Genomic DNA, 24,675 nt, shown 5'->3' on the forward strand with positions numbered 1-24,675 from the left:
CGGCACTCCTGGCCCGGCACTCCTGACGCTGCGCTAGTAGCCGCGGTAGTAGGGATCGAGGGTCTCGGGGGCAACGCCGAGCATGAGGGCCGTGTATTCGACCACGATGTCGTGGACGAGGTCCTGGATCTCTGCGGGGGATCCCGCGCCCGTCTCGACGACCCGCCGGTAGACGGTGATCCGGGGTGCGCGGCCGCCCGCGCCCGGTGTGTAGTGGCCCTGCGGGGGACGGCCGCCGTCGCGGAGCATCTGCTCGAGCCCGGGAGGGATCTCCTCGACGGCGTACTCGACGCCGTCGAGCTTGGACCCGTTGAGGTCCTGGAGACGGTCCGCGGCCTCGAACACCCAGTCCTCGAAGCGCTCTGCGCGGGTCCGGCTTGCGGGCAGGACTGAGGGGAGGATCTCGCCCCGGAGCCCACGGCCGTGCCGATTCCTGCGGCGCGCACGGAAGGTCCTGTGACGGACGGCCTCCAGCTCATCCTGCGGCGGGACGGCCCGGATGCTGAGGGAGGGGCCGCCGGAATCCGGCGAATCCCCAACGATGGAACGATCCTGCATACATCGACTGTAGTCGTCGCCCCGGCGCGGTGCGAGCCACGCGGGCGGCACGGCACGGCCGCAGCGCAAGCAGTCAATGCCCCGGCACGGCATGTGCCGGGAGTAGGGTTCTGTGCCGTGGGTCCCCTACGCCATTGTTCTCGATCAGCCTGCCGCCAGGCCGCGGTGGCCACGCTGACGTATGTGTACGCCGAGTCGACCGCTGTCCTCGGTCCGCTCGCGACATACGCCGAGCCGCACAGCTATGACCTGTGCGCAAGCCATGCAGAGCGTCTCACCGTGCCGCGCGGCTGGGAGGTGCTCCGGCTGGCCCTGCCAGCAGCGCCGCCCCGCGGCTCAGATGACATCCTCGCCCTCGCCGATGCCGTCCGTGACCATGAGCAGCAGTCCGGACGGGCGCACGAGAGCGCGTCGCGCGACCGCGGAGGATCGAAGGCGCCGCTCGAGGCGCCTCCGGGAACGGACGCTGCCCCGCGGCGCCATCTGCGTCTCCTGCGCGAGCAGTCCTGACGTCGCGGACTCGGTACTCTTGAGGGCATGCCGAACCTCAGCCCCTCGCTGCTTGCGATCCTCAGGTGTCCCGTGACGGGATCCGCTCTCGTCCAGGACGGTGACACCCTCGTGGCGACCGTGCCGGGCCCGGACGGGACAGCACCCCGCTATCAGATCGAGGACGGCATTCCCGTTCTCCTCGCCCCGCAGACCTCTTCCAGCACGACGCCCGCGAACCAGGAGCACGCATGACCCTCGAGTACAAGGTGAAGGACATCTCCCTCCACGAGGCGGGCCGCCACCAGATCCGCCTCGCCGAGCACGAGATGCCTGGTCTCATGGCCCTGCGCTCGGAGTTCGGCGCTTCGCAGCCGCTCGCCGGCGCACGCATCGCCGGATCGCTGCACATGACGGTCCAGACGGCAGTCCTCATCGAGACCCTCGTGGCGCTCGGCGCCCAGGTCCGGTGGGCCTCGTGCAACATCTTCTCCACGCAGGACGAGGCGGCCGCGGCCGTCGTCGTCGGCGCGGGCACGCCCGAGAATCCGCAGGGCATCCCCGTCTTCGCGTGGAAGGGCGAGACCCTCGAGGAGTACTGGTGGACGGCTGAGCAGATCCTCACGTGGCCGGGCGCCGACCAGGACCCGTCCGTCGGTCCGAACATGATCCTCGACGACGGCGGTGACGCAACGCTCCTCGTGCACAAGGGTGTCGAGTTCGAGGCCGCCGGTGCGGTCCCGGCCGCGACTGATGAGGACTCGCACGAGTACAGGATCATCCTCGACGTCCTGCGCGCCGATCAGGCGGTCGACCCGCAGAAGTGGACGCGCATCGCGGGCGGCATCAAGGGTGTCTCCGAGGAGACGACGACGGGCGTGCACCGCCTCTACCAGCTTGCCGAGCAGGGCAAGCTCCTCTTCCCGGCCATCAACGTCAACGACGCCGTCACGAAGAGCAAGTTCGACAACAAGTACGGCATCCGCCACTCCCTTCCGGACGGCATCAACCGCGCCACCGACGTCCTCATCGGGGGCAAGGTCGCCGTCGTCTGCGGGTACGGCGATGTGGGCAAGGGCGCGGCCGAGGCCCTCCGCGGTCAGGGCGCGCGCGTCATCGTTACGGAGATCGACCCGATCTGCGCCCTCCAGGCCGCGATGGACGGGTACCAAGTGGCGCGCCTGGAGTCCGTGCTCCGCCAAGGCGACCTCTTCATCACGACGACCGGCGGCAAGGACATCATCCTCGCCGCACACATGGCGTCCATGAAGGACAAGGCCATCGTGGGCAACGTCGGCCACTTCGACAACGAGATCGACATGGCCGGTCTTGCCGCGGTCCCGGGCGTCCGCAAGGTCGAGATCAAGCCCCAGGTGCACGAGTGGGTGTTCCCGGCGTCCACCGGCGTCGACGGCGCCGTGCCCGAGCACTCAGTCATCGTGCTGTCCGAGGGCCGCCTGCTCAATCTCGGGAACGCCACGGGCCACCCGTCCTTCGTGATGAGCAACTCGTTCGCCAACCAGACGATCGCGCAGATCGAGCTGTGGACCAAACGGGACCAGATCGCTGGCGAGCGTGAGTACGAGAATCAGGTGTACGTGCTGCCGAAGATCCTCGACGAGAAGGTGGCCCGGCTCCACCTCGGTGCCCTCGGCGTAGAGCTCACGGAGCTGACCAAGGATCAGGCCGAGTACCTAGGCCTCGACGTGGCCGGACCGTATAAGGCGGACCACTACCGGTACTGACCGTACCGGCCTTGCACGTTGCGGCCGCCCCGATCGTTTCCCGATTGTGCTCGGGAAGTGATCGGGGCGGTTCGCGCCTGCCGGTAATCTTGAGAGAAGGCATTCGCGGCGAAGGGGGACTCATTCGTGTCTGAGCGGAAGAAACTCGGCAGGGGCGGGAAGATCGCCATTGTGGTGGCGGTCCTCACTGTTGCCGGGATCGGCGGCACGTTCGCTGCGGTCGGCCCGCTTGAGACAGCTCCTGTCGGCTCGGAGGCCGCCTCGCCTGTGCGCAGCCAGCCCGGAACCGCCTTCCCCGTCGTCAAGCCGGCCACGGCCGCGACGACTCCGTCTGCCGGTGCTAAGGAGGTCAATCCGGCCGTGCCGGTGAAGGTCACCGTGACGGACGGCACGATCGACAATGTGAGCCTGCGATCCTCGTCGGGGCAGGACGTCGAGGGTGCAGTCAGCGGCTCGCGCACGGAGTGGACGTCCAGCGGTCAGCTCGCTTTCAACAGCACGTACACCCTCAGCTACACGACGCTTGACCTGGCCGGCCGCACGTCGTCGGCGACGTCGACCTTCGCGACCGTCACGACGAAGAACGAGGCCGACGCCGCGATGTATCCGCTCGATTCCATGAGCGTCGGGGTCGCCCAGCCGATCCAGTTGACCTTCAGCGAGCCCGTGACCAACAAGAAGGCCGTCGAGAAGGCGATCACGATCACCTCGACCTCGGGCCAGACGGGCGCCTTCCACTGGTTCAGCGACACGATGGTGCGCTACCGGCCCGAGACCTTCTGGGCCGCGAACAGCACCATCACGGTCAAGATGGACCTGTTCGGCGTGGACCTCGGCAACGGACAGATCGGCAACTTCTCCAAGACGAACACCGTGCATATCGGCGACAAACGGACAGCCGTTGCCGATGCGCAGGCCCACACGTTCACCGCGTATATCAACGACAAGCCGGTGCAGACGTGGCCCGCGACCATGGGTGACACGCGCTTTCCGTCGGCCCGCGGATACCTCGTGCTCATGGAGAAGCAGCGGAAGGCTCACTTCGTTGCGGCGTCGATCGGGCTCAAGCCGGGTGACCCGGCCAACTACGGTGAGCTCGACGTCGAGTATGCGACCCGTCTCACGCCCAGTGGCGAGTTCATCCACCAAGCCACTGACAATGCCCTGCCCTACCTCGGTCAGATCAACCTTTCTCACGGGTGCATCGGGCTTGGGCCCGACGGCGCAGCCTGGGTGTTCAACAACATGACGGCCGGCGACGTCGTGCAGGTCATCAACACGGACGGCGACTACGCCAATTTCGATGACGGATTCGGAGACTGGAACATCCCGTGGGCCCAATACGCCAACGGGTGAGTCAGTCTGGCGGCCCCGCATAACGCTTCGGCCACATGAGGGCGCCGATGCCCCGACGCGGGGCAGGGCAACAGGTACCGTGGACGCTAGATCATGCAGACTTTCAGGCCCGCAGGGGCCGCTACTGGACGGTGACAGTGTTGACCGACAAGAGACCCGAGTCCGGCGAGGGCTTCGATGAGCTGCAGGACAGCGACGAGCCCGCCTTCGATTGGATGAAGCCCGCGGGGCCACGCCCCGACGCCGGGAAGCCGGCTTCGGAGGGCAAGGCGGCGATTGGCGAGAAGCGGGGTGCCGCGCCGGAGCCGGCGGCGGCCGAGACACGAGCGACGGAGCCGGCAGTGACTGAGACACGAGCGGCAGAACCGGCAGCGACCGAGACACGGGCGATGGAGCCGACGGCCGCCGGACCGGCAAGCCCCAGGCACACCGCCTCAGAGAAGGCTCCGGCCGCTTCTGAATCTGTGCAGACTGAATCTGCGGCGACCGCATCTTCGCCGACTGCATCGGCGACTGCTGAATCAGCGCCCACTGAGTCTGTGCCTGCGCCGCACACGGATCCTGCTCCGACCGGGGCGCTCAACGTGCGCCCGCCCGAGGCCGAGGTCCAGCGGCGCCGGAACCAGCGCGATGCGGTGGCACGGTCGAAGCCCGCAGGCCCGCGCTTCGTGCAGGTCCTCATGGCCATCCTCACGCCGTTCTTCCTGCTCATCGCCGCGGTACGGGTGGTAGCGAGCCCGGTGTTCCTCTGGATCGAGTACTACCGCCCTGGCTTCCCCGGGGACGGCTACGGGTTCAGCACCGACGATCGCCTCACCTACGGCTCCTACGCCGTTGACTACCTCGCCAACCTTGCGGGACCGCGGTATCTGGGCAGCCTGGTCCTCCCCTCCGGGGACCACCTGTTCAATGCCGGCGAGGTCAGCCACATGGCCGACGTCAAGGGGGTGGTCCTCTCGGCCTACGGGGCCGGGATCGTCCTGTTGCTCTTCTTCGTGTTCGCGTTCATCGGGCTGAGGAAGACCAAGGGCGCGTTCGTGCGGGGGGTGTTCGCCGGAGCCTTCGTCACGATCGGCATCATCATCGCCCTGGCCGTCCTCGCAGCGCTCGGCTGGGAGCAGTTCTTCACAGACTTCCACCGGATCTTCTTTGCCAACGGGACGTGGACGTTCCGCCTCGAGGACACCCTCATCCGCCTCTTCCCGGGCCAGTTCTGGGTGGACTCGGCGCTCGTGGTCGGCGTGCTCGTGATGCTCGTGGCGAGCCTCCTCGTCATCTTCTGCTGGCCCACGCCGCGGCGTGTTGCCCGACGCGAGGCCGTGCAGGCCGCCGTCGGGCCCGAGTAGGGACCATCCCGAACAGGGGGTCCCTCCGAGGAGGGGTTCAGCCCGACCGGGGAGTCAGTGGGAGTAGAGCTCCGGGAGCACCTCGGGGAACGAGTCGTTGAGCGACTGGCGCCGTAGCTTCAGTGATGGCGTCAGATCGCCGTCCTCGAGGGTGAGCTCCCTGGGCAGCACGATGAACTTGCGGATCGACTCGGCGCGGGAGACGGTGGCGTTCGCGGCGTCCACTGCGCGTTGGATCTCCGCGATGACCTCGGGATCGGATGCCGCTTCGGCGACGGTGAGCACGCGCCCGCGGCGACGCGCCCAGGAGCCGAGCTGATCGCCGTCGAGCCCCATGACGGCAGCGATGAAGGGCCGGCCCTCGCCGACCACGATCGCGTGTGCCACGAGCTCTGATTCGCGCAGTGCGTCCTCCAGCGGGCCCGGATGCACGTTCTTCCCGCCAGCCGTGACAATCACGTCCTTGAGCCGGCCCGTGATGGTCAGGAAACCGTCGTCGTCGAGCGCACCGAGGTCCCCGGTGGCGAAGTAGCCGTCCTCGTGGAAGGGCGAGGCCGGCACCGGGGTGCCGACCTGGTCCGCCGGATCTGAGCCGCCGTACCCGCGGATCACACCGATCCCCTTGACGAGCACCTCGCCGTTCTCCGCGATGCGGATCGAGGTGCCCGGCAGCGGCTGTCCCACACTGCCGACACGGGTGGCGGTGGGGGTGTTGACCGTACACGGTCCGGTGGTCTCTGTGAGCCCGTAGCCCTCGAGCACCGGTAGCCCTGCGCCGCGGAAGAAGTGTGCGAGCGAAGGACTCAGGGCGCTGCCTCCCGAGACGATCGAGGAGACGTGGCCGCCGAATGCCGCGCGGATCCGCCCGTAGACGAGCCGTTCGAACACGGCGTGCCGGACCCGCAGCCGGCGACCGGGGCGGTGACCTCGTCCGGCGGCCGCGTCGTCGAGTGCTTGGGAATACTCCCGCGCGGTTGCGGCCGCGCGCTCGAAGAGTGTCCCCCGGACACCCTCCGCAGCGCGCTCCTCGGCGGCCGCAAAGACCTTCTCGAAGACACGGGGGACCGCAAGGAGGAAAGTCGGCCGGAAGGTGGCGAGGTCCTCGAGCAGCGTGGACTGGCGTGAGTGCCCGATCACGACTCCGGCGGCCACACAGGTAATCTGGACGGCGCGGGCCAGGACGTGTGCCAGCGGCAGGAACATGAGCGTGCGCGCGCCCGGCCCCACGACCTCGGGCAGATGTGCGCGGAGGTTCACTGCGAGCAGCGCGAGGTTCCCGTGGGTGATCTCGCAGGCCTTGGGGCGTCCCGTGGTGCCGGAGGTGTAGACGAGCGTCGCGAGGGAGTCTAGGTTCGCGGCGGCGCGGTGCCGTTCGAGTTCCCGGGGAGACACCCCGAGGCCCGGACCCGTGAGGGACACGAGGTGCGAGCCTGAGCCGTCTTCGCTCATGAGCGTGACGGGGAGCCATGTGTTGGCCAGCTCCGGCGTCGAGCTGATGGCCTCCTGCACCGTGAGCGCAAGGTGTTCGTTCTCGACGAAGACGCGTCGCGCACGGGAGTCGGCGAGGATGTAGGCGATCTGCGACGTCGAGGACGTCTCGTAGATCGGCACTGGGACGCCGCCGGCGTACCACACCGCGAAGTCGACGAGGGCCCACGCGTAGCTTGACGACGAGAGGATCGCGACCCGTTCCCCGGCGTCGAGGCCGCTTGCGATGAGGCCCTGGGCGAGCAAGGTCACTTCGCGGCGGAACTGGTCCGCGCTCACTGGCTCCCAGCCCGTTTCGGTGCGCCGCGAGAAAAGCTCTGAGTCGGGGGCCTCGGCCACGCGTGCTTCGAGGAGATGAGTCACGTTGGCTTCGGGCGGGAGCAATTCGAGGAGCTCGGCGGACACCTCAGTCCGGGGTCGGCGCTGTCCCGGTGTGGGCCTCGCTTCGTCAGCCACGTGCTCTCCCTCTGTCCGCTCCGCGCTTCCCCCGGGACCCATCCTGCCATCTACCGCCGCATATCCCACGCGTCCGGAGTGCGGGATCCGGCTAGGTCCAGCTCGGCATCCACAGCCGCAGGCGCCACTCCAGGTAGGGGATGGGCTCCGCGGTCCAGAGGGGCATGAGGTAGGCGGACACCACGAGCGCGGCGAGCACGAAGACACCGACCGCGAGGAGGCCGGCCTGTCTGCGGCCGGGCGGGTCGGTAGGCCGGCCGAGCACCAACCCGAGGCCCATCGCGAGCGCGAGGATGAGGAACGGCTCAAAGGAGAGCGCGTAGAACGCGAACATCGTCCGGTCCGGGTACATGAACCACGGCAGGTAGCCGGCGGCGACCCCCGCGAGGACCGCGCCCGCCCGCCAGTCGCGCCGGCCGATCCACAGGAGGAGGACCACGAGGAGCGAGACGGTCCCGGCCCACCAGATCAGCGGGTTGCCCACGGACAGGACCGCGGAGGAGCAGTGCTCCACGCCGCATACCCCTGGCGGTTCGGTGTAGTAGAACGAGACCGGCCGGCCCTGGAGGAGCCAGCTCCAAGGGCTTGAGGCGTATGGATGCGGGGTCGAGAGGCTGTTGTGGAAGGAGTACGCCTCCTGGTGGTAATGCGCGAGCGAGCGCAGCGACGCCGGAACCCAGTTCCACGCGGGGTCGGGGTTCGCCTCCGCCCAGTGCCGGTAGAAGCCGTCGTCCGAGAGGAGCCACCCCGTCCACGAGGCCAGGTACACGGCCATTGCGGTCACGAGGATGCTCGCGGCGGCGAGGGGTGCATCGCGGAGAAGAGCCCCGGAGAACCACGCGCGCACCCCGGCCTGCCGCCGGGCCCCCACGTCCCAGAGGACCGTCATAAGGCCGAAGGCCACCACGAACGCGAGGCCCGACCACTTGACGCCAACCGCGAGGCCGAGGCACACCCCGGCGGCGATCCGCCACCACCGCACGCCGAGCCACGGTCCCGTGACGAGCGCCGTCGGACGTATCCTGCCGTCCGCTCCGGTGAGCCGCCCCAGGCGTGCTGCGAGGCGGCGGCGGCCGTCGTCGCGGTCGAGAAGGAGCGCGCAGAAGGCGGCGAGGAGCCAGAAGGACAGGAAGATGTCGAGGATGCCCGTGCGGGACATGACCAGATGGTGGCCGTCGATGGCGAGCAGCACACCGGCGGCGGCCGCGAGAATGTGCGAGCGGAACAGGCGGCGCGCGGCCCAGGCCGTCAGCATGACCGAGAGGGTGCCGACCGCCGCGGCGGAGAAACGCCACCCGAAGGAGCTTCCGGGCCCGAACAGCGCCATGCCGACGGCGATCATCCACTTGCCCACCGGAGGGTGGACCACGTACTCGGGCGAGGCGAGCAGGCCGGACATGTCGCCATTGACGAAGAGGTCGTTGGCGTTCTGGCTCCAGCTCCGCTCCACCCCCGAGAGCAGGTAGGAGTACGCGTCCTTGACGTAGTACGTCTCGTCGAAGACGAGGGCGTGGGGGCGGTCCAGCTGCCAGAACCGCAGGAGCCCGGCGATGAGGCCCACGACCGCGGGGATGAGCCAGACCAGGAGGCGGTCGCGGCTGACTGCCCGAGGCTCGACCCCACCCTCGGAGGCCGCGCGGGCGGGGTCGACGATGAGGGCGCGGGACGAGTTCCAGCTGCGAACCTGCGCACGGGTACGGGTCGGGGTGGCCATCCTGCCCCATGCTACCGGGGGTCGGCGGCCTGCTCTGGCGTAGGCTGGGGCGGTGCAGCATCCCGAGACCCCCGCCGATCCGGCAGACGAGCCCAGTGATCACGTCGGCGGGGCTGTGGTCCTGGCGGCGACGCCCATCGGCAACCTCGGCGATGCCAGCCGGAGGCTAGTTGAACTGCTCGGCGAAGCGGACGTGATCGCGGCCGAGGACACGCGGCGGCTCCAGCGCCTCGTGCACGGTTTGGGCGTGCAGCCGCGCGGGCGCGTGGTGAGCTACCACGAGCACAACGAGGCAGCGAAGACCCCCGAACTCCTGGACGCGGTGGCCGCCGGCGGGACCGTCCTGCTCGTCACGGATGCCGGGATGCCCGCGGTCTCGGACCCCGGCTACCGGCTCGTCGAGGCGGCAGTTGCGCAGGGGCTCGCGGTCACGGCGGTACCGGGGCCATCGGCTGTGCTGACGGCGCTGGCACTCTCGGGCCTGCCCACGGACCGATTCTGCTTCGAGGGCTTCCTGCCGCGCAAACAGGGGGAACGCGCCACCCGACTCGGGGAGCTGCGCACCGAGCGGCGCACGATGGTCTTCTTCGAGGCCCCGCACCGGCTCGCCGTGATGCTCAGGGCGCTAGCCGACGCGTTTGGGGCGGAGCGCCGCGTGGCCGTGTGCCGTGAGCTGACGAAGACGTACGAGGAAGTCCGCAGGGGCAGTGCCGACGAGCTTGCGGGGTGGGCCGAGGCGGGGGAGGTGCGGGGAGAGATCGCCATCGTGGTCGAGGGCGCCGCAGAGGCGCCGCCGGCTCGGACTGAGGATCTCGTCGAGCAGGTCCAGACCCTCGTCGCAGCGGGCACCCGCCTCAAGGATGCGGTGGCTGTGGTCGCCGAGGACGCGGGAGCCAGCAAGCGCGAGCTCTACGCCGCCGTCGTGGCTGCTCGCTGACCGCGGCAGACCCCGAAGCCCCGAAACCCGAAAACCCGAAAACCCGCAGAATCCCGCGGAAGCCAATTGTGCAAGTGCACAGGTGAAGTCCATCACAGCCGTGCTGGTCAGCATGGACACCCGGGCTCTCTGGGGCCTAGCGTGGAGGCAGTCCACCCCACGCTCGCCGTCGAGCGTGCCCACGAAGGAGTCGACGTGTCCGACAACATCGCTGTCACCCCCGAGCGCGAGCAGCAGCTGCTCGCGAAGGTTCCCACCGGCCTGCTGATCAATGGCGAGTGGCGCGAGGCCACGGGCGGGAAGAAGTTCGCGGTCGAGGACCCTGCGACGGGCAAGACCCTCCTCGAGATCGCGGACGGCACGAGCGAGGACGCCATGGCCGCGCTCGACGCCGCCGCCGCTGTCCAGGCCTCGTGGGCCCGCACCGCGCCGCGGGTGCGCGGCGAGATCCTGCGCCGCGCCTTCGACCTCGTGACCGAGCGCGCCGAGGATTTCGCGCTGCTCATGACCCTCGAGATGGGCAAGCCGCTTCCCGAGTCGCGCGGCGAGGTCACCTACGGTGCCGAGTTCCTGCGCTGGTTCTCAGAGGAAGCTGTGCGCGACTACGGCCGCTACCTCACGACGCCCGAGGGCAAGAACAAGATCCTCGTGACGCGCAAGCCCGTAGGCCCGGCGCTGCTCATCACGCCTTGGAACTTCCCGCTCGCCATGGCGACCCGCAAGGTGGGCCCGGCGCTCGCCGCGGGCTGCACGGTGATCATCAAGCCGGCCAAGTTCACGCCGCTGACCACGCAGCTGTTCGCCTCGGTGCTCGTCGAGGCGGGTGTGCCTGCAGGTGTGGTGAACGTCGTTTCGTCGTCTTCCGCGTCGAGCATCTCGGGCCCCCTCATGAAGGACCACCGTCTACGGAAGGTCTCCTTCACGGGCTCCACCCCGGTGGGCCGCAGGCTCATGGCGGACGCAGCCCAGAACGTGCTGCGCACGTCGATGGAGCTCGGCGGCAACGCGCCGTTCATCGTCTTCGAGGACGCGGACCTGGACAAGGCCGTCGAGGGTGCGATGGCCGCGAAGATGCGCAACATGGGCGAGGCCTGCACGGCCGCGAACCGCTTCCTGGTCCAAGACTCCGTTGCCGAGGAGTTCACCCAGAAGTTCGCCGCCGCGATGGCCGCACTCAAGCCGGGCCGTGGCACTGAGACGGCCTCGAACGTGGGACCGCTCATCGACGGTGGCGCCCGCAAGGACGTCCACGCGCTCGTGACGGAAGCTGTCGCCTCCGGTGCGACGCTCGCCACGGGCGGCGCGGTGGTCGACGGCGACGGCTACTTCTACCAGCCCACCGTGCTGGCCAACGTCCCCCACGACGCCGAGATCCTCCGCAACGAGATCTTCGGCCCGGTTGCCCCGGTCACGACGTTCGCGACCGAGGAGGACGCCATCCGCCTCGCCAACGCAAGCGAGTACGGCCTCGCCTCGTACCTGTACACGCGCGACTACGCCCGCATGTTCCGTGTGGCCGAGCAGATTGAGTTCGGCATGGTCGGCTTCAACGCCGGCGTCATCTCCAACGCGGCTGCGCCGTTCGGCGGCGTCAAGCAGTCCGGTCTGGGCCGCGAGGGCGGCTCCGAGGGCATTGCGGAGTACACGACGACGCAGTACATCGGCATCGCGGATCCTTACGCGGTCTGACGGCGATGCCCGACCCCGGCGGGCGGAGGGACAGCACCGCATCGCGGATCCCTACGCGGTCTGACGGCGATGCCCGACCCCGGCGGGCGGAGGGACAGCACCGCATCGCGGATCCCTACGCGGTCTGACGGGCGCTAGTCCCTCTTCCGCCGCCACGCGCGCCGCGCCATGGAGCGCACCCTGGCCCCCGCAGCCCTGGCCGCGGGGGCCAGTCGCGTCGCGGCACGCCGCAGCCAGGCGAAGGACGACGGCGGGAGCGCGGCGATGCGGGCGCGGTGCACGGGGCGCTGGGCGAGCCGCCCGGCGCGGTGCACCTCGGTGACGGCGGCGCGGGCTGCGTCCTCGTCGGCCTCATAGCCCGGGCGGCCGAACTCCTGCCGCTCGTATTCGGCGGTGAGGGTATCGAGCGCGCGATGCAGCCCGCCGTCGTCCGCGCCCCACGCACCGAGCCGGTGCGCATAGGTGCGCGGCGTGTCAGAAGGATCGGGAGCGAGGCCGTGGTCGAGCCCCACCGCCTCGAGCTCTTCCCAGATCCCCCTCAGGCCGCGGTTGAGCCGGCGCCGGCGCTGCGCTGCCCGGACGCCTGCCGGGAGCGCGACGACGATGGCCAGGGCCAGCACGCCCAGCGCCGCGTAGAGCGCGGGGATCCAGGGCGTGGGCTCGGCGGGACCGGACACGGCCGGCGGGGTCACGACGGGCGCGGGGGAGGACGTCTCGCCGTTCTGATTGGCGCGGAGACCGTCGTTGGGGTTGTCGAGATTGGTGCTTCCGCTGGCCCCGGCGGTGTCGGTGAAGGCGTACGAGGGGAGGACGCCGCGGGACGGGGTGGGTTCGAAGGGGACCCAGCCGAGCCCCTGGAAGTACAGTTCGGGCCACGCGTGCGCGTCGCGGCCGTCGACCTGGTACTCGGGGAGCGCCCCTTCTGACGGCACCGTGACGGTCTGGCCGGTGGGGTGCCCGGGGGCGAATCCCACGGCGATCCTGCTCGGGATGCCGACGACGCGGGCCATGACGGCCATCGCTGCGGCGAAGTGGATGCAGTACCCGGAGCGCTTCTGCAGGAACGTCTCGAGCACATCCATGCCTGTCCCGTCGTATCCGTCCTCGACGGGGGTCTTCTCGGAGTACTGGAAGGTGCGCAGCCATGTCTGGATCGCGAGCGCGCGCGCGTAGTTGGTCTGAGCCCCCTTGGTAACCTGCTCGGCGGCTGTCTGGACGCTCTGGGGGACGCCGCGGGGGACCTCGGCCGCGATGAGGTCGATGCCCCGCGGGCGCGTCGCTGCCGCACCGAGGGCCGCCGCCGTGAGCTGCGGCATGGCCGAGCGGACTGCGTAGAGCTGGTCTTGGCTGGACGCCGGCTGGCCCTTGACGCTCAGATCGCTCGGGTCCCACCCGAAGTCGCCGCGCACGCCGTCGAGCGCCTGCGGGGCGTAGGGGGCGGGCAGATAGGGGCTTGTGAAGTCGCCGGTGGTGATGACGGTGATCGTCGTGTTCGACGGCACGGTCGGGGCGGTCCCGTCCGTGATCTGAGTGATGGGCCGCTGGAGCTGGTCGTCGTGGTTCTCGGGTCCCCACGTGCTGCCGTTGAAGTCCTCCACCGTCACGGTGCGCAGGTACACCGGAGTCGGCGAATTGGTCGCGTACTTCAGGACGCCCAGGGCGTTGGAGCTGCGGAGGTCGCTGCCGAGGCTGATGAGGGGGTTCAGGCCCACGTTCTGGCCGATGCTGTGGAGCCGGGCACCTTCGGGGAACGTGCCTCGGTCAAACCCGGGGATGATCTGGGGGATGACGAGGGCGCCGGCCACCACTGCGGCGAGGAGCACGGCGAGGCGTCCGGGGGAGAGCGCGGCCGCGGTGCGCTCGCCCGTGCCTGCGCCACTGCCTGCGCTCTTCCCTGCAGGCTCTGCGGATCCCGCCGTGGCGAGGAGGCCGAGGTACCCCGCCGCGGACGCCGCGAACCCGACCGCCCCGACGCTCTCCGGCTTGAGGACCGCAGGGACCACGAGCACGGCGAGGATCGCCACCCCGGAGACCGCGGGCATGCGGCACGAGATGGCGATCGTCTCAGTGATGAGCGCAATGAGGCCGAGGGCACCGGCGGTGAGTGCAACGATGCCGATATTCGGAGACGCGGGAACGGCGTCGAACGCGACCGTGCGCCAGGCCTGGTCCAAGGCCTCCTTGACCGCCCCGAGCGTGTCCGCCGTCGGAATGACGCCGAGGAGGCTCGTATCCCGGAAGAACATCGAGTCCATGCCGACGGTCCAGCCCACGAGGCCGGCCAGAGCCACGAGCACAGGGTGCCAGCGGAGCGTGCGGGCCAGCGTCGTGCCGGCGAGGACCGCGCCCACTACCACGAGGACGGGGTACAGCCAGGTCCAGCCGCGCAGCACGCCGCCATATCCGACCGATCCGCCGCCGATCGCGACGGCAAGGAAGACCTCTGCCGGCACGTGCCGCCACTGGGCACCTCGGCGCCTCATGCCGAGCTCCTTTCTCCGCCGCCGTCCGTCATCCTTCCCTCGTTGGTCCGGCCCCGCGTCGGGGTGTCCCCGGTCAGAGCCGCCCAGACGCGGGCGGTCGACGAGCGGGGCGTCGCCTCGACGGCGAGCCATCCGCCGTCGCGCAACGCCTCGATGGATTCGCGGGAGGATCCTGTCCGTGGCGTGATGATGATAGCGAGAGCGCGTTCGGCAAAGCCGGCGGCCTGGACCAGCTGGAGTGCCTCGGCTCGCGTGGTCCGCCCCAGCACAGCCACGATCGGTCCGCGGTGCCGGTGTCCCTCGAGCCGGTCCAGGAGCCGGTCGCTGAATCCTTCCTCACCTGCGGACGCCTCGTGTGGGGTGAGGGCGGCGAGCCCCTCGGCGACCATAGCGAGGCCGTCGCGGCCGGAGTATTCGGGGAGGTCCGGTTCCGGCGCGGATGCCGAGCGGGCCAGGGCCAGCCCGCCGCTCGGCTCGAGGAGCCGCAGGGCATAGCCGAGGTCCGAGAGATGTGACGCTATGGACATGACAGCCGTCACCGCCCATTCGAACGCGGGGGAGTCTGGGCCCTCGAGGTCGTCGCGCCCCGGCTGGGGAAAGGCCGAGCGCCGCAGGTCGACGACGAGCGTCGCCTCGGGGGAGACGGCCGATTCCTCCTGCCGGACCATGAGCTCGCCCTGCCGGGCCGTGGCGGCCCAGTGGACGCGGCGCATGGGATCGCCGTGGCGGTATTCGCGGGTCATGACGTCGTCGTCGCTCGGCATCGACTGGATGCGGGCGGCAATGGGGCCCTCGGCGCCGCGCAGCCCCGCGAGGACGGACGTGGCGAGGGGCACGGCGGCGGGCGTGACGGTGAGCGGCGCCGTCGAACCGATCCGGCTGTGGCGCTCGGCAAGGCCGAACGGGTCGGTGTGCCGCGCCTCGACCGGGCCTAGGGCAAAGACGCCGCGGCGCGGGCACGCGAGCTCGTAGCGGTAGTGGCTCGATCCATCGCGGGCGATCGACCGCCCGGGGTAGACGAACGACGGGCCCGTTCCGAGGGAATCGGGCAGCTGCTCCGCCATCGACATCCGGCCGGACAGGAGGCCGCTGTGGGCCAGTCCCAGCACCACCTCGGCGAGCTGCCCGGCCTCGACGACCTCGGGGCGGGGCTCGCGCCGCACGGTCATCGACGGCCGGATCAGGAGGTTGGAGAGGAAGGCCGCGGTGGGGATGAGCGCGAGGAAGACAGCAAGGTGCAGGAGGTCCCGGCGGCCCATGATCTGGGCAGCTATGAGAGCCACGGCGGCCGCGGCCACGAAGCCCCAGCCGCGTGCAGTGAGGGTGCCCCGCCAATCGGTCCGGGGCGCCTCGCCCACGGTCCGCCCCTATCCTCGGCGGCGCACCGCGGGTGCCCCCGCGGCCGGGACTGGTACGGAATCCACGAGTGCCTTGAGGACCGCGGGGGCGGTGAGGCCGCTGCTGGCGGCACGCCGGTCCAGGACGAGGCGGTGGGTGAAGACCGCAGGTGCCATCGCGGCGACGTCGTCCGGCAGCACGAAGTCCCGCCCGGAGAGCGCAGCCCGGGCCTTGGCGGCGCGGAGCAGCTGGAGGACAGCGCGCGGGCTGGCTCCGAGACGGATGCGTTCACTTGAGCGTGTCGCCCTGCCCAGCGCCACCGTGTACTCCTTGACCGGGGCGGAGACGAAGACATCCTTGACGGTCGCCATCATCGAGCGGACTTCCGCGGCGTCGGCGACCGGCTCGACCTTGAGCAGAGGGGAGTCGGACTGGTGGTCCTCGAGCATCTCAGCCTCGGCGGCCGCGTCCGGATAGCCCATCGAGATGCGCGCCATGAAGCGGTCCCGCTGGGCTTCGGGGAGGGGGTAGGTGCCCTCCATCTCGATCGGATTCTGCGTGGCGACCACCATGAACGGCTCCCCGAGGGTGTAGGAGGTGCCGTCCACCGTCACCTGATGCTCCTCCATGCACTCGAGCAGCGCCGACTGGGTCTTCGCCGAGGCGCGGTTGATCTCGTCGCCGATTACGATGTTGGCGAACACGGCGCCGGGCCGGAATTCGAATTGCCGCGTGGCCTGGTTGTAGATCGACACGCCGGTGACGTCGCTCGGAAGCAGGTCCGGGGTGAACTGGATGCGGCTCACCGAGCAGTCGATCGAACGGGCCAAGGTCTTTGCGAGCAAGGTCTTGCCCACGCCGGGAACGTCCTCGACCAAGAGGTGGCCCTGGGCGAGGAGCACGGTCAGCGCGAGCCGAGCGGCCTCGGCCTGACCGTCGATGACGGTGCCGATCGATGCGAGGATCCGCTCGCACGTGGCTTTGAAGCGTGCCGCGTCCATGGGCTCGGGGCGACCAGCGGTGTGGAGCGCGCGGAGGGGGCTCACCGACGCCGTTGCCCGATCGGTGCCGTTCTCGTGACCATCCATGTGTCCCCTCCCGACCCGCCGGAATGTGCCCTTCGTCACGCCTAGCTCCACGTTACCCGCTGCCGCGGCTTCGCGGACGGGCGCACTAGAGTTGAGGCCATGTGTTCTGCCCATGCCCCTGCCGCCTACCGCTGGGCTGACGAGGCCGACGACGCCGCTGACGCTGCCGCCGGCCGCTCCGCCGAGGACAGCCCGGCCGGGCGCCGGGCGGCCACCGACGAGTCCGGACGCAGGCGGCGCCTCGAGTACCCGCCCGCGCCGGAGCCGCTGCCCGTGCCCGTCGTGGACAATCACACTCACCTGAACTTCCGGGATGGGCTCGTCGAGGTCGGCGTCAAGGAGGCGCTCGACGCCGCGGCCGCCGTGGGCGTGGACCGAGCCGTCCAGGTGGGCTGCGACCTTCCGTCCTCGCGCTTCACCGTCGAGGCGCTCGAGATCGACGCGAGGCTCCTGGGCGCCGTCGCCCTCCACCCCAACGACGCGCCGCTGTATGCCGCTCGCGGGGAGCTCGACGCGGCGTACGCCGAGATCGAGCAGCTCGCGCAGCACCCCCGCGTCCGGGCGATCGGCGAGACAGGCCTCGACTACTTCCGTTCAAAGGGCGATGCGCTCGCCGTCCAGGACAGCTCCTTCCGCTGGCACATCGACCTCGCGAAGCGGCTCGGCAAGACGCTCCAGATCCACGATCGCGACGCGCACGACGACGTGGTGCGCATCCTCACCGAGGAGGGCGCACCCGAGCAGGTCGTCTTGCACTGTTTCTCGGGGGACGAGGAGCTCGCGCGGACCTGCAACGAGAACGGCTGGTTCCTCTCCTTCGCGGGCACCTTCACGTTCAAGAACGCCGACAACCTCCGACGCGCCATCGCCATGGCAGAGCCGTCTCGGATCCTCGTCGAGACCGACTCGCCGTTCCTCACTCCGCACCCGTACCGTGGCCGGCCCAACGCGAGCTACATGGTTCCGTACACCGTGCGCTCGATGGCCGAGGTGCTCGGGGCCGACCTCGCCGAGCTGTGCTCGAGGCTCTCGGCGAACACCGAGGAGGCGTACGGGTCCTGGACCTGAGCCGGGAAGGCCGCGAGCGGGCCATCAACGTGGCCGATCCGTGATCCGATTGGCCGCTACATAACGTTTCGGTTACAGTGGATGTTCAATAGCCGGGGTCGGGGGATCCGCCGGACACATGCCCCTCCCCGGGCGAGGCAGAAGCAATGCCGCTGGTGCGCCGTCGTGCGCCCCAGCGGAGTCACGGCTGCCCGTGTCTGCGGCGATCCGTACCCGGACGGACCGACGATCGGACCCTTGTGAGCAGACACTCCGCGCGCCGCGCAGCACGCTTGGCCCCCACGCACCCGGCAGCCCGCCGCTCTCCCGTCCGCATCGCGGGCCAGGCAGCCGTCGTAGCGGCCCTCGCACTGGGGACCACGGCCTTTGTCGCGAATGGAAAGACCGTCACACTCACGGTGGACGGCCAGGCCAGCACGGTGACGACGTTCGCCTCGACCGTCGACCAGGTCGTGAAGAGCGCGTCCGTGGAGCTCGGAGGAGCAGACCAGATCTCGCCAGCGCTTGACGCCTCGGTCGACGACGGCGCGGTGGTGACCGTGAGCCGCGCCAAGCGCGTCACCGTGGACCTCGACGGCGCGCAGCGCATTGTGGACACGACCTCACCCGACGTCGCCGGACTCGTGAGCCAGCTCGGCGTCGCCTCCACGGCGCTCGTCTCCCTGGACCGCTCGGCCCATCTCGACTCCGACGGCGCCCGCATCGAGATCACAACCGCCAAGGACGTCACCGTGATCGTGGATGGCAACCCCGTCACGCGCACGACGACGGCCGCGACCGTCGCGGACCTCCTCGCCGAGCTGGGGATCACCCCGGGAACCGCGGACCGTGTCTCGGCCCCGCGCAGCGCGCCGATCGTCGCGAACATGGCCCTCAAGGTCACGCGCGTGGACACCTCCGGCGCGAGGACCGTCTCCGAGCCTCTCCCCTACAGCACCGAGAAGACCGACAGCGCCGACCTCACGGTGGGCGATACCAAGGTGGTCCAGGCGGGCGTAGACGGCACGGTCGACAAGACCTACCAGCTCGTGACCGTGGACGGCCGCGAGGCCCAGCGAACCCTCGTTTCCCAGACAACCACGAAGGCACCCATCACCGAGAAGGTCCTTGTCGGCACCAAGCCGAAGGCTGCCGGTGCAAACACGGGTGCGGCCGCCCCTGCCGTCATGAACGGCGCGATGTGGGACAAGATCGCCCAGTGCGAATCCGGCGGCAACTGGTCGATCAACAGTGGCAACGGCTACTACGGTGGCCTCCAGTTCGACATTTCCTCGTGGATGGCCAACGGTGGGGGCCAGTACGCCCCCAACGCCTCGCTCGCCTCGCGCGAGCAGCAGATCGCCGTGGCGAACACCTACTACGCCAAGGCTGGGCTCGCGCCCTGGGGCTGCCGGACCGCCGTCGGCGGCTGAGCACACGGTGTACCGGCGGATCCGGCCGGCCGCGACGGTAGGATGCTCGGGTGACTGACGCCCCCGGTTCCCGCCCGCTCTTCGGCGCTGCCGACATCCGTGCCCTCGCGGACGAACTCGGGATCCGGCCCACGAAGACCCTCGGCCAGAACTTCGTGATCGACGGCAACACGATCCGCCGCATCGTGGCCGCCGCGAAGATCGATCCGGACGAGACCGTCCTCGAGGTGGGGCCCGGGCTCGGCTCGCTCACGCTCGGCCTGCTGGACGCGGCCGCGCGCGTCGTTGCCGTCGAGATCGACCCCGTCCTGGCCGGCAGACTGCCGGCGACGGTCGCGCGGTGGCGACCGGACGCCGTCGGGCGCTTCGATCTCGTGCTCTCGGATGCGCTCAAGGTCACCGAGCTGCCCCGGGAGCCGAGCGCCGTCGTCGCGAATCTCCCGTACAACGTGGCCGTGCCGGTGGTCCTGCACCTGCTCGAGCATTTCCCGAGCCTCCGACATGGGCTCGTCATGGTCCAGGACGAGGTGGCGGACCGACTCGCGGCGCAGCCCGGGTCCAAGGTCTACGGCGTGCCGAGCGTCAAGGCCGCGTGGTACGGCACCATGCGCAAGGCCGGCGTGATCGGGATGAACGTCTTCTGGCCCGCCCCCAAGATCCACTCGGGGCTCGTGGGCTTCGTGCGGACCGAGCCGCCCGCCACGAGCGCGACCCGCCGCGAGGTCTTCGCGGTCATCGACGCGGCGTTCGCGCAGCGGCGGAAGACCCTGCGCGCGGCCCTCTCGGGATGGGCGGGCACTGGGGCGGAGGCCGAGCGCATCCTGCATGCCGCCGGCGTGGACCCGCAGGCGCGGGGCGAGGTGCTCGGCGTCGCCGACTTCGCGCGGATTGCTGAGCACAAGGACCCCGCGGCCGGGGCCGCGGAGACGGGCGCGGTCCGCTAGCGTGGGAGCCATGCGCACCCCTTCCGGCCCCGGCGGCCGTCCACGGTCCGTGAGGGTCCGGGCCCCGGGCAAGGTCAATGTCTCGCTCCAGGTCGGTCCGCTCCGCCCCGACGGATACCACTCGGTGGCGAGCGTGTACCTCGCGGTGTCGCTCTTCGAGGAGGTCACGGCCACGAGCACACCCGGGACGGGTGTCACGGTGAGCCTGAGCCCCGCCAGCACGCTCGACGTCGACGCGCTCGAGATACCCCTCGACGAGCGGAATCTGGCCGTCAAGGCCGCCCGTCTCATGGCCGAGATGACCGAGGACCCGACCGGCGTTCACCTGACGATCACCAAGCGTGTACCCGTCGCCGGGGGAATGGGTGGGGGATCGGCCGACGCCGCGGCGGCGCTCCTCGCGTGTGACGCACTGTGGGGCTCGGGCTTGTCCAAGGAGGAGCTCGCGCACGTTGCGGCCGAGCTCGGAGCGGACGTGCCGTTCGCACTCCTGGGCGGCGCCGCCGTCGGGCTCGGCGTGGGGGACCAGCTCTCGCCCGCGCTCGCGACGAGCCGGTTCGACTGGGTTCTCGTGCCCGCCGACTTCGGGCTCAGCACGCCGCGCGTGTTCGCCGAGCTGGACCGCCTCCGCGACGAGGAAGGGATCGCTGTGCCCGAGCCCATCGACGTCGAGCCCGCGATCCTCGCCGCCCTCCGCACCGGCGATGCGGGCGGACTCTCCCATCTGCTCGTGAACGACCTCCAGCGCGCCGCGATCGGCCTCGCGCCGCAGCTGCGCGACACGCTCGGCTGGGCGGACTCCCACGGTGCGCTCGCCTCGATCGTCTCGGGCTCCGGGCCCACCATCGCGCTGCTTGCGCCCGACGCCGCCTCCGCCGAGGATCTCGCCGCGGAGTTGGCGCATCGCGGCGTCGAGGCCGTGGCCGTCCACGGGCCGGTGCCGGGAGCCAGGATCGTGAGCGACACCGTCCTCTGATCGCAGCGGTAGGCTTCTGTAGTCCCAATTCCCGGTCTGCCGGTCTTCGCGGTGTGGCTGGGCCCCCTAAGTGAGGATCCTGATCCGTGGCACATCTCCTCGGCGGCGAGAGCCTGACCATCTCCTTCGGCACGCGGACCGTGCTCGACGGCGTCACGGTGGGCCTCGATGAGGGCGCCCGCATCGGGGTCGTCGGCCGCAACGGCGACGGCAAGTCCACCCTCATGCGCCTCCTCGCCCAGCGACTGACGCCCGACGCCGGGCGCGTCACCAAGCGCCGCGACGTCAACGTCGGCTTCCTCGACCAGGGCGACGTGCTCGACGGCGACCTCACGGTCGGCGCGGCGATCGTCGGGGACCGGGCCGACTACGAGTGGGCCTCCAACCCCAAGATCCGCGACATCATGGGCGGCCTCGTCGCTGATGTCGACTGGACCGCGCAGGTCTCGTCCCTCTCGGGCGGCCAGAAGCGGCGGGTGGCACTGGCCAAGCTGCTCATCGAGCCGCACGAGGTCATCATGCTCGACGAGCCGACGAACCACCTCGACGTCGAGGGGGTCGCGTGGCTCGCGCGGCACCTCAAGACCCGCTGGCGACCGACCGAGGGGGCCTTCCTCGTCGTCACCCACGACCGCTGGTTCCTCGACGAGGTCTGCACCGATACGTGGGAGGTCCATGACGGGATCGTCGATCCCTTCGAAGGCGGCTACGCGGCGTACGTCCTCGCACGCGCCGAGCGGGACCGGATGGCCGCCGTCGTCGAGGGGAAGCGCCAGAACCTCATGAAGAAGGAGCTCGCGTGGCTCCGCCGCGGCGCCCCGGCCCGTACCTCGAAGCCGAAGTTCCGCATCGACGCGGCGAACGAGCTCATCTCGGACGTCCCAGAGCCGCGGGACACCGTGGCCCTTTCGAAGATGGCCACCGCGCGCCTCGGCAAGGACGTCATCGATCTCGAGGGCGTCACCCTCGCGTTCGAGCCCGACGCGGCGGCCGGCGTTGCCGCGAAGCCTCTGCTCGACAACGTCACCCTCCGCCTCGCGCCAGGGGAGCGCGTGGGGATCGTGGGAGTCAACGGTGCCGGCAAGTCCACGCTGCTGCGGCTCCTCTCGGGGGACATCGCGCCGACGAGTGGCCGCGTCAAGCGCGGCAAGACCGTGGTGCCGGCAGTTCTGAGCCAGGACGTCAAGGAGCTCGACGACGTGTCTGACCTGCGCGTCATCGAGGTCATCCAGCGGGAGAAGCAGACCTTTGCCGTGGGGGGCAAGGAGCTCACGGCGGGCCAGCTCGTCGAGCAGCTCGGGTTCACGAACGAGAAGCAGTGGACGCGGGTGTCCGAACTCTCCGGCGGTGAGCGGCGCCGGCTCCAGCTGTTGCGGCTCCTCGTCGGCGAGCCCAACGTGCTCATGCTCGATGAGCCCACCAACGACCTCGACACCGACACCCTCGCCGCCGTCGAAGACGTGCTCGACGGCTGGCCCGGCACGCTCGTCGTCGTGAGCCACGACCGCTACCTGCTCGAGCGCGTCACCGACCACCAGCTCGCCCTCCTCGGCGACGGCAAGGTCCGCGGGCTGCCCGGCGGCGTCGACCAGTACCTCAAACTCCGCGAGGAGGCCCTTGCTGCCGACAGGCCGAGTGGTGGTTCGACAGGTCCTGCGGCTGGCGGCTCGGCGGCCGTGGGGGAGCCGGGTGCGGCGGCGGTGGGCGCGGCCGCGCCGGCTGCGGCTTCCTCCCCGCACACCGAGGCCGAGAAGCGCGAGGCGCGCAAGGAGCTCTCCCGGATCGAACGCCAGCTCGGCAAGCTGGCCGCGCAGGAGGAGAAGCTGCATGGCCAGATGGCCGCCTCCGCGGATGACTACGGCCGCGTCGGCGAGCTCAATACGCAGCTCCAGGACCTCCTTGGGCAGAAGGAGGAGCTCGAGATGGCGTGGCTTGAGGCCTCCGAGATCGTGGCGTAGGGGTGTTTCGGTCCTCCTGGGCCTACGGCCCAGGGGATCCGGGGAGTCCCGGCGGCGTCGACCGGTATCTGTGGCCGGTGGGCGTCCTCGTCTCTACCGTGTGATGCGTCTTCGAGGCGTCCCGTCTGGCGTTGCCCCGCGGACGCTCCCTCGTGGCAGCATGTGGACGCGGCCTGTACGCCTGCCCGTCAGCAATTCTCCTGCGTGTCTGCGGGCACGATGCGATCCAGGCCATTGACCGCATTGCAGGTGGCAATGCGCCCTCTACCCACACGCCGTGCTGCCTGAGGTCACCCGGTGTCTGGCTTTCCAGCGCCGGCGATGCGGGCGCGGGGCCAGACTCGACGACGCTTTGCTGCCAGCCCTGCGACTCCTTGGTCAGGTTGCAGAACGCACACAGGCACTGGCCGTTCTCGAGGGTCGTCGGGCCGCCCTCGGCGACGGGGACGACGTGGTCGAGGTGTCGTGCCTGCGCGTCGCAGAAGGACGTGCGGCACCGGTCATCGCGCAGCCTCAGGAATCGGCCCATTGGTGCCGGGAACAGGCGGGCTTTGGAGTCCATCGCGACGAGCTGGCCTGTCTCCGGGGCCGTGAAGAGGCGTTCGAGCCAGACTCGCTCGCGGGCCCTGAGCGGACGCTCGCCGGACGCGGCCGTAGGTTCTCCCAGCACACGGGCCACGAGTTCGCGCGCCCAGTCCGCGGGAACTGTGCCGTACCCCGGCAGAACGGCTGGCTCGGCGCCTCCGGCGAGGAGCGTGCGATCTGTCATGACCAGCCCAATCCGGAGCGGGATGCGGCCGCCATCGGCGAGGCCCGTGGCGCGCTCGATGAGCGTGTCAGCTGTCAACTGCCCCAGCGATCGATCGTCGCCTGCGGCCTTTGCCGTCTCTGCCGCGCTCACCAACGCTTCCCGGACTGCCATCGCCCCGGCGATGGGCAGGATCGCCGTGACCTTCGCCATGGCGTCTGGCAGCCGGCGGACTGAGATATGGCGGTCGGCCTCAGCACGCCGTATCCGCTCCGCCGCGGCCCCGCGGTCGACTTCCTCGACGACGCGCCGTGCCGCGTCTTCGACCGCCCGGTCTCCGAGATGAGCAAGTCGACCGGGCTCCGAGCAGAGCTTCCTGTCGACGTCGGCTCGGTCTTTGCTCGCGAGTCCGCGCGTTGCAGCCGCGATTGCGAAGGCGCGATGTTCTGTCAGCGAGCCCTCTGCCAAGGCATTCAGCGTCAGAGGCATCTCCCGGACGAGGATCTCCGACAACTCGACGATGCGCATTCCTTGGGAAGGCGCAGCCCTCCGGGCGAGGGCGATTTGGGCGCCCGTCGACCGCACGCGGGCGCGCCGATCGTGGTCGACCGTCTGGAGGTGGCGGCGGTCATCGTCACCGGAGTCCGCGCGACCGAGGCAGATATCGGAGAACTGCGCGGCGATCCGTACCTGTTCGGCAGCAAGCGCCGATGACAGGTGCTCAAGCAGCTGGGCCCGGTCGATAAGCGCAGAAGCGGTCAGCTGGGAGCTTCCGGTGAGGTTGGCCGAGACCACGATGGGCGCGGAAAGCCGCCGTGCCCATGCGCCGAGTTCTTCATTGCTCACCGGAGAAGGTGGTGCGTCCTCTGGTACTGCAAGACT

At 70.1% G+C, this 24,675-nt stretch carries 19 protein-coding genes; 12 read left to right on the top strand and 7 right to left on the bottom strand.

Going from position 1 to position 24,675, the window contains the following annotated elements; all coding sequences use genetic code 11:
- Positions 1 to 33: 33 nt before the first annotated feature.
- Positions 34 to 558: a metallopeptidase family protein gene (locus tag RBS60_RS08860; protein ID WP_307957187.1), complete on the bottom strand. Its 525-nt coding sequence runs from the start codon at positions 556 to 558 to the stop codon at positions 34 to 36.
- Positions 559 to 675: 117 nt separating this feature from the next.
- Here RBS60_RS08860 and RBS60_RS08865 point away from each other — a divergent pair, with 117 nt between their 5' ends.
- From RBS60_RS08865 to RBS60_RS08885, 5 genes are all read left to right on the top strand, one after another.
- Positions 676 to 1,068 (top strand): DUF3499 domain-containing protein, encoded by a 393-nt coding sequence (locus RBS60_RS08865; protein ID WP_307957188.1) that lies wholly within the window; start codon positions 676 to 678, stop codon positions 1,066 to 1,068.
- A gap of 27 nt (positions 1,069 to 1,095) precedes the next feature.
- Positions 1,096 to 1,302 (top strand): hypothetical protein, encoded by a 207-nt coding sequence (locus tag RBS60_RS08870; RefSeq protein ID WP_307957189.1) that lies wholly within the window; start codon positions 1,096 to 1,098, stop codon positions 1,300 to 1,302.
- The gene (gene ahcY / locus RBS60_RS08875) at positions 1,299 to 2,792 is read left to right on the top strand and encodes an adenosylhomocysteinase (protein ID WP_307957190.1); all 1,494 of its coding nucleotides are present in this window, start codon (positions 1,299 to 1,301) and stop codon (positions 2,790 to 2,792) included. Before RBS60_RS08870 ends, ahcY begins: the two co-directional genes overlap by 4 nt.
- Before the next feature lie 126 nt (positions 2,793 to 2,918).
- On the top strand, positions 2,919 to 4,148 hold the full coding sequence (locus RBS60_RS08880; protein WP_307957191.1) for an Ig-like domain-containing protein: 1,230 nt from the start codon (positions 2,919 to 2,921) through the stop codon (positions 4,146 to 4,148).
- Positions 4,149 to 4,687: 539 nt separating this feature from the next.
- Positions 4,688 to 5,494 (top strand): TIGR01906 family membrane protein, encoded by an 807-nt coding sequence (locus RBS60_RS08885; RefSeq protein WP_307957192.1) that lies wholly within the window; start codon positions 4,688 to 4,690, stop codon positions 5,492 to 5,494.
- Positions 5,495 to 5,548: 54 nt separating this feature from the next.
- Here RBS60_RS08885 and RBS60_RS08890 read toward each other — a convergent pair whose 3' ends face one another.
- Both RBS60_RS08890 and RBS60_RS08895 read right to left on the bottom strand, forming a co-directional pair.
- Positions 5,549 to 7,438, bottom strand: coding sequence for an AMP-dependent synthetase/ligase (locus RBS60_RS08890; protein ID WP_307957193.1), 1,890 nt, complete (start codon positions 7,436 to 7,438; stop codon positions 5,549 to 5,551).
- 91 nt (positions 7,439 to 7,529) lie between these two features.
- On the bottom strand, positions 7,530 to 9,152 hold the full coding sequence (locus RBS60_RS08895) for a phospholipid carrier-dependent glycosyltransferase (protein ID WP_307957194.1): 1,623 nt from the start codon (positions 9,150 to 9,152) through the stop codon (positions 7,530 to 7,532).
- Between the two features lie 52 nt (positions 9,153 to 9,204).
- On the opposite strand from RBS60_RS08895, the gene rsmI reads away from it, so the two are divergent.
- Both rsmI and RBS60_RS08905 read left to right on the top strand, forming a co-directional pair.
- The gene (rsmI, locus tag RBS60_RS08900; protein WP_307957195.1) at positions 9,205 to 10,089 is read left to right on the top strand and encodes a 16S rRNA (cytidine(1402)-2'-O)-methyltransferase; all 885 of its coding nucleotides are present in this window, start codon (positions 9,205 to 9,207) and stop codon (positions 10,087 to 10,089) included.
- Positions 10,090 to 10,296: 207 nt separating this feature from the next.
- On the top strand, positions 10,297 to 11,778 hold the full coding sequence (locus tag RBS60_RS08905; RefSeq protein ID WP_307957372.1) for an NAD-dependent succinate-semialdehyde dehydrogenase: 1,482 nt from the start codon (positions 10,297 to 10,299) through the stop codon (positions 11,776 to 11,778).
- Positions 11,779 to 11,912: 134 nt separating this feature from the next.
- On the opposite strand, the gene RBS60_RS08910 is transcribed toward RBS60_RS08905, so the two are convergent.
- From RBS60_RS08910 to RBS60_RS08920, 3 genes are read right to left on the bottom strand one after another with little or no spacing between them, the layout of a single operon-like run.
- On the bottom strand, positions 11,913 to 14,261 hold the full coding sequence (locus RBS60_RS08910) for a transglutaminaseTgpA domain-containing protein (protein WP_307957196.1): 2,349 nt from the start codon (positions 14,259 to 14,261) through the stop codon (positions 11,913 to 11,915).
- Positions 14,258 to 15,619 carry a DUF58 domain-containing protein gene (locus RBS60_RS08915; RefSeq protein WP_307957197.1) on the bottom strand — a complete coding sequence of 454 codons (1,362 nt, stop codon included), beginning with the start codon at positions 15,617 to 15,619 and terminating at the stop codon, positions 14,258 to 14,260. The genes RBS60_RS08910 and RBS60_RS08915 overlap by 4 nt, the downstream gene beginning before the upstream one ends.
- 9 nt (positions 15,620 to 15,628) lie before the next feature.
- Positions 15,629 to 16,687 carry a MoxR family ATPase gene (locus RBS60_RS08920; protein WP_307957198.1) on the bottom strand — a complete coding sequence of 353 codons (1,059 nt, stop codon included), beginning with the start codon at positions 16,685 to 16,687 and terminating at the stop codon, positions 15,629 to 15,631.
- A gap of 99 nt (positions 16,688 to 16,786) precedes the next feature.
- On the opposite strand from RBS60_RS08920, the gene RBS60_RS08925 reads away from it, so the two are divergent.
- From RBS60_RS08925 to RBS60_RS08945, 5 genes are all read left to right on the top strand, one after another.
- Positions 16,787 to 17,755: a TatD family hydrolase gene (locus RBS60_RS08925; RefSeq protein ID WP_307957199.1), complete on the top strand. Its 969-nt coding sequence runs from the start codon at positions 16,787 to 16,789 to the stop codon at positions 17,753 to 17,755.
- Between the two features lie 239 nt (positions 17,756 to 17,994).
- Positions 17,995 to 19,167: a transglycosylase family protein gene (locus RBS60_RS08930; RefSeq protein WP_307957200.1), complete on the top strand. Its 1,173-nt coding sequence runs from the start codon at positions 17,995 to 17,997 to the stop codon at positions 19,165 to 19,167.
- Between the two features lie 50 nt (positions 19,168 to 19,217).
- Positions 19,218 to 20,111 carry a 16S rRNA (adenine(1518)-N(6)/adenine(1519)-N(6))-dimethyltransferase RsmA gene (gene rsmA / locus RBS60_RS08935; protein WP_307957201.1) on the top strand — a complete coding sequence of 298 codons (894 nt, stop codon included), beginning with the start codon at positions 19,218 to 19,220 and terminating at the stop codon, positions 20,109 to 20,111.
- 10 nt (positions 20,112 to 20,121) lie between these two features.
- Entirely contained in the window at positions 20,122 to 21,087 is a 966-nt protein-coding gene (locus RBS60_RS08940) for a 4-(cytidine 5'-diphospho)-2-C-methyl-D-erythritol kinase (RefSeq protein ID WP_307957202.1), read from the top strand.
- A gap of 86 nt (positions 21,088 to 21,173) precedes the next feature.
- The gene (locus RBS60_RS08945) at positions 21,174 to 23,045 is read left to right on the top strand and encodes an ABC-F family ATP-binding cassette domain-containing protein (protein ID WP_307957203.1); all 1,872 of its coding nucleotides are present in this window, start codon (positions 21,174 to 21,176) and stop codon (positions 23,043 to 23,045) included.
- Positions 23,046 to 23,067: 22 nt separating this feature from the next.
- On the opposite strand, the gene RBS60_RS08950 is transcribed toward RBS60_RS08945, so the two are convergent.
- A complete protein-coding gene (locus RBS60_RS08950; protein ID WP_307957204.1) occupies positions 23,068 to 24,639 on the bottom strand; it encodes an HNH endonuclease in 1,572 nt (523 codons plus the stop codon).
- Between the last annotated feature and the right edge of the window lie 36 nt (positions 24,640 to 24,675).

The sequence above is a fragment of the Sinomonas sp. ASV486 genome, assembly GCF_030908215.1.
GTDB lineage: Bacteria > Actinomycetota > Actinomycetes > Actinomycetales > Micrococcaceae > Sinomonas > Sinomonas puerhi.

Coding starts and splice junctions, on each gene's coding strand:
- RBS60_RS08925 (WP_307957199.1), top strand. CDS start 16,787: ATGTGTTCTGCCCATGCCCCTGCCGCCTACCGCTGGGCTGACGAGGCC.
- ahcY (WP_307957190.1), top strand. CDS start 1,299: ATGACCCTCGAGTACAAGGTGAAGGACATCTCCCTCCACGAGGCGGGC.
- RBS60_RS08860 (WP_307957187.1), bottom strand. CDS start 558: ATGCAGGATCGTTCCATCGTTGGGGATTCGCCGGATTCCGGCGGCCCC.
- RBS60_RS08870 (WP_307957189.1), top strand. CDS start 1,096: ATGCCGAACCTCAGCCCCTCGCTGCTTGCGATCCTCAGGTGTCCCGTG.
- RBS60_RS08895 (WP_307957194.1), bottom strand. CDS start 9,152: ATGGCCACCCCGACCCGTACCCGTGCGCAGGTTCGCAGCTGGAACTCG.
- RBS60_RS08920 (WP_307957198.1), bottom strand. CDS start 16,687: ATGGATGGTCACGAGAACGGCACCGATCGGGCAACGGCGTCGGTGAGC.
- RBS60_RS08910 (WP_307957196.1), bottom strand. CDS start 14,261: ATGAGGCGCCGAGGTGCCCAGTGGCGGCACGTGCCGGCAGAGGTCTTC.
- RBS60_RS08940 (WP_307957202.1), top strand. CDS start 20,122: ATGCGCACCCCTTCCGGCCCCGGCGGCCGTCCACGGTCCGTGAGGGTC.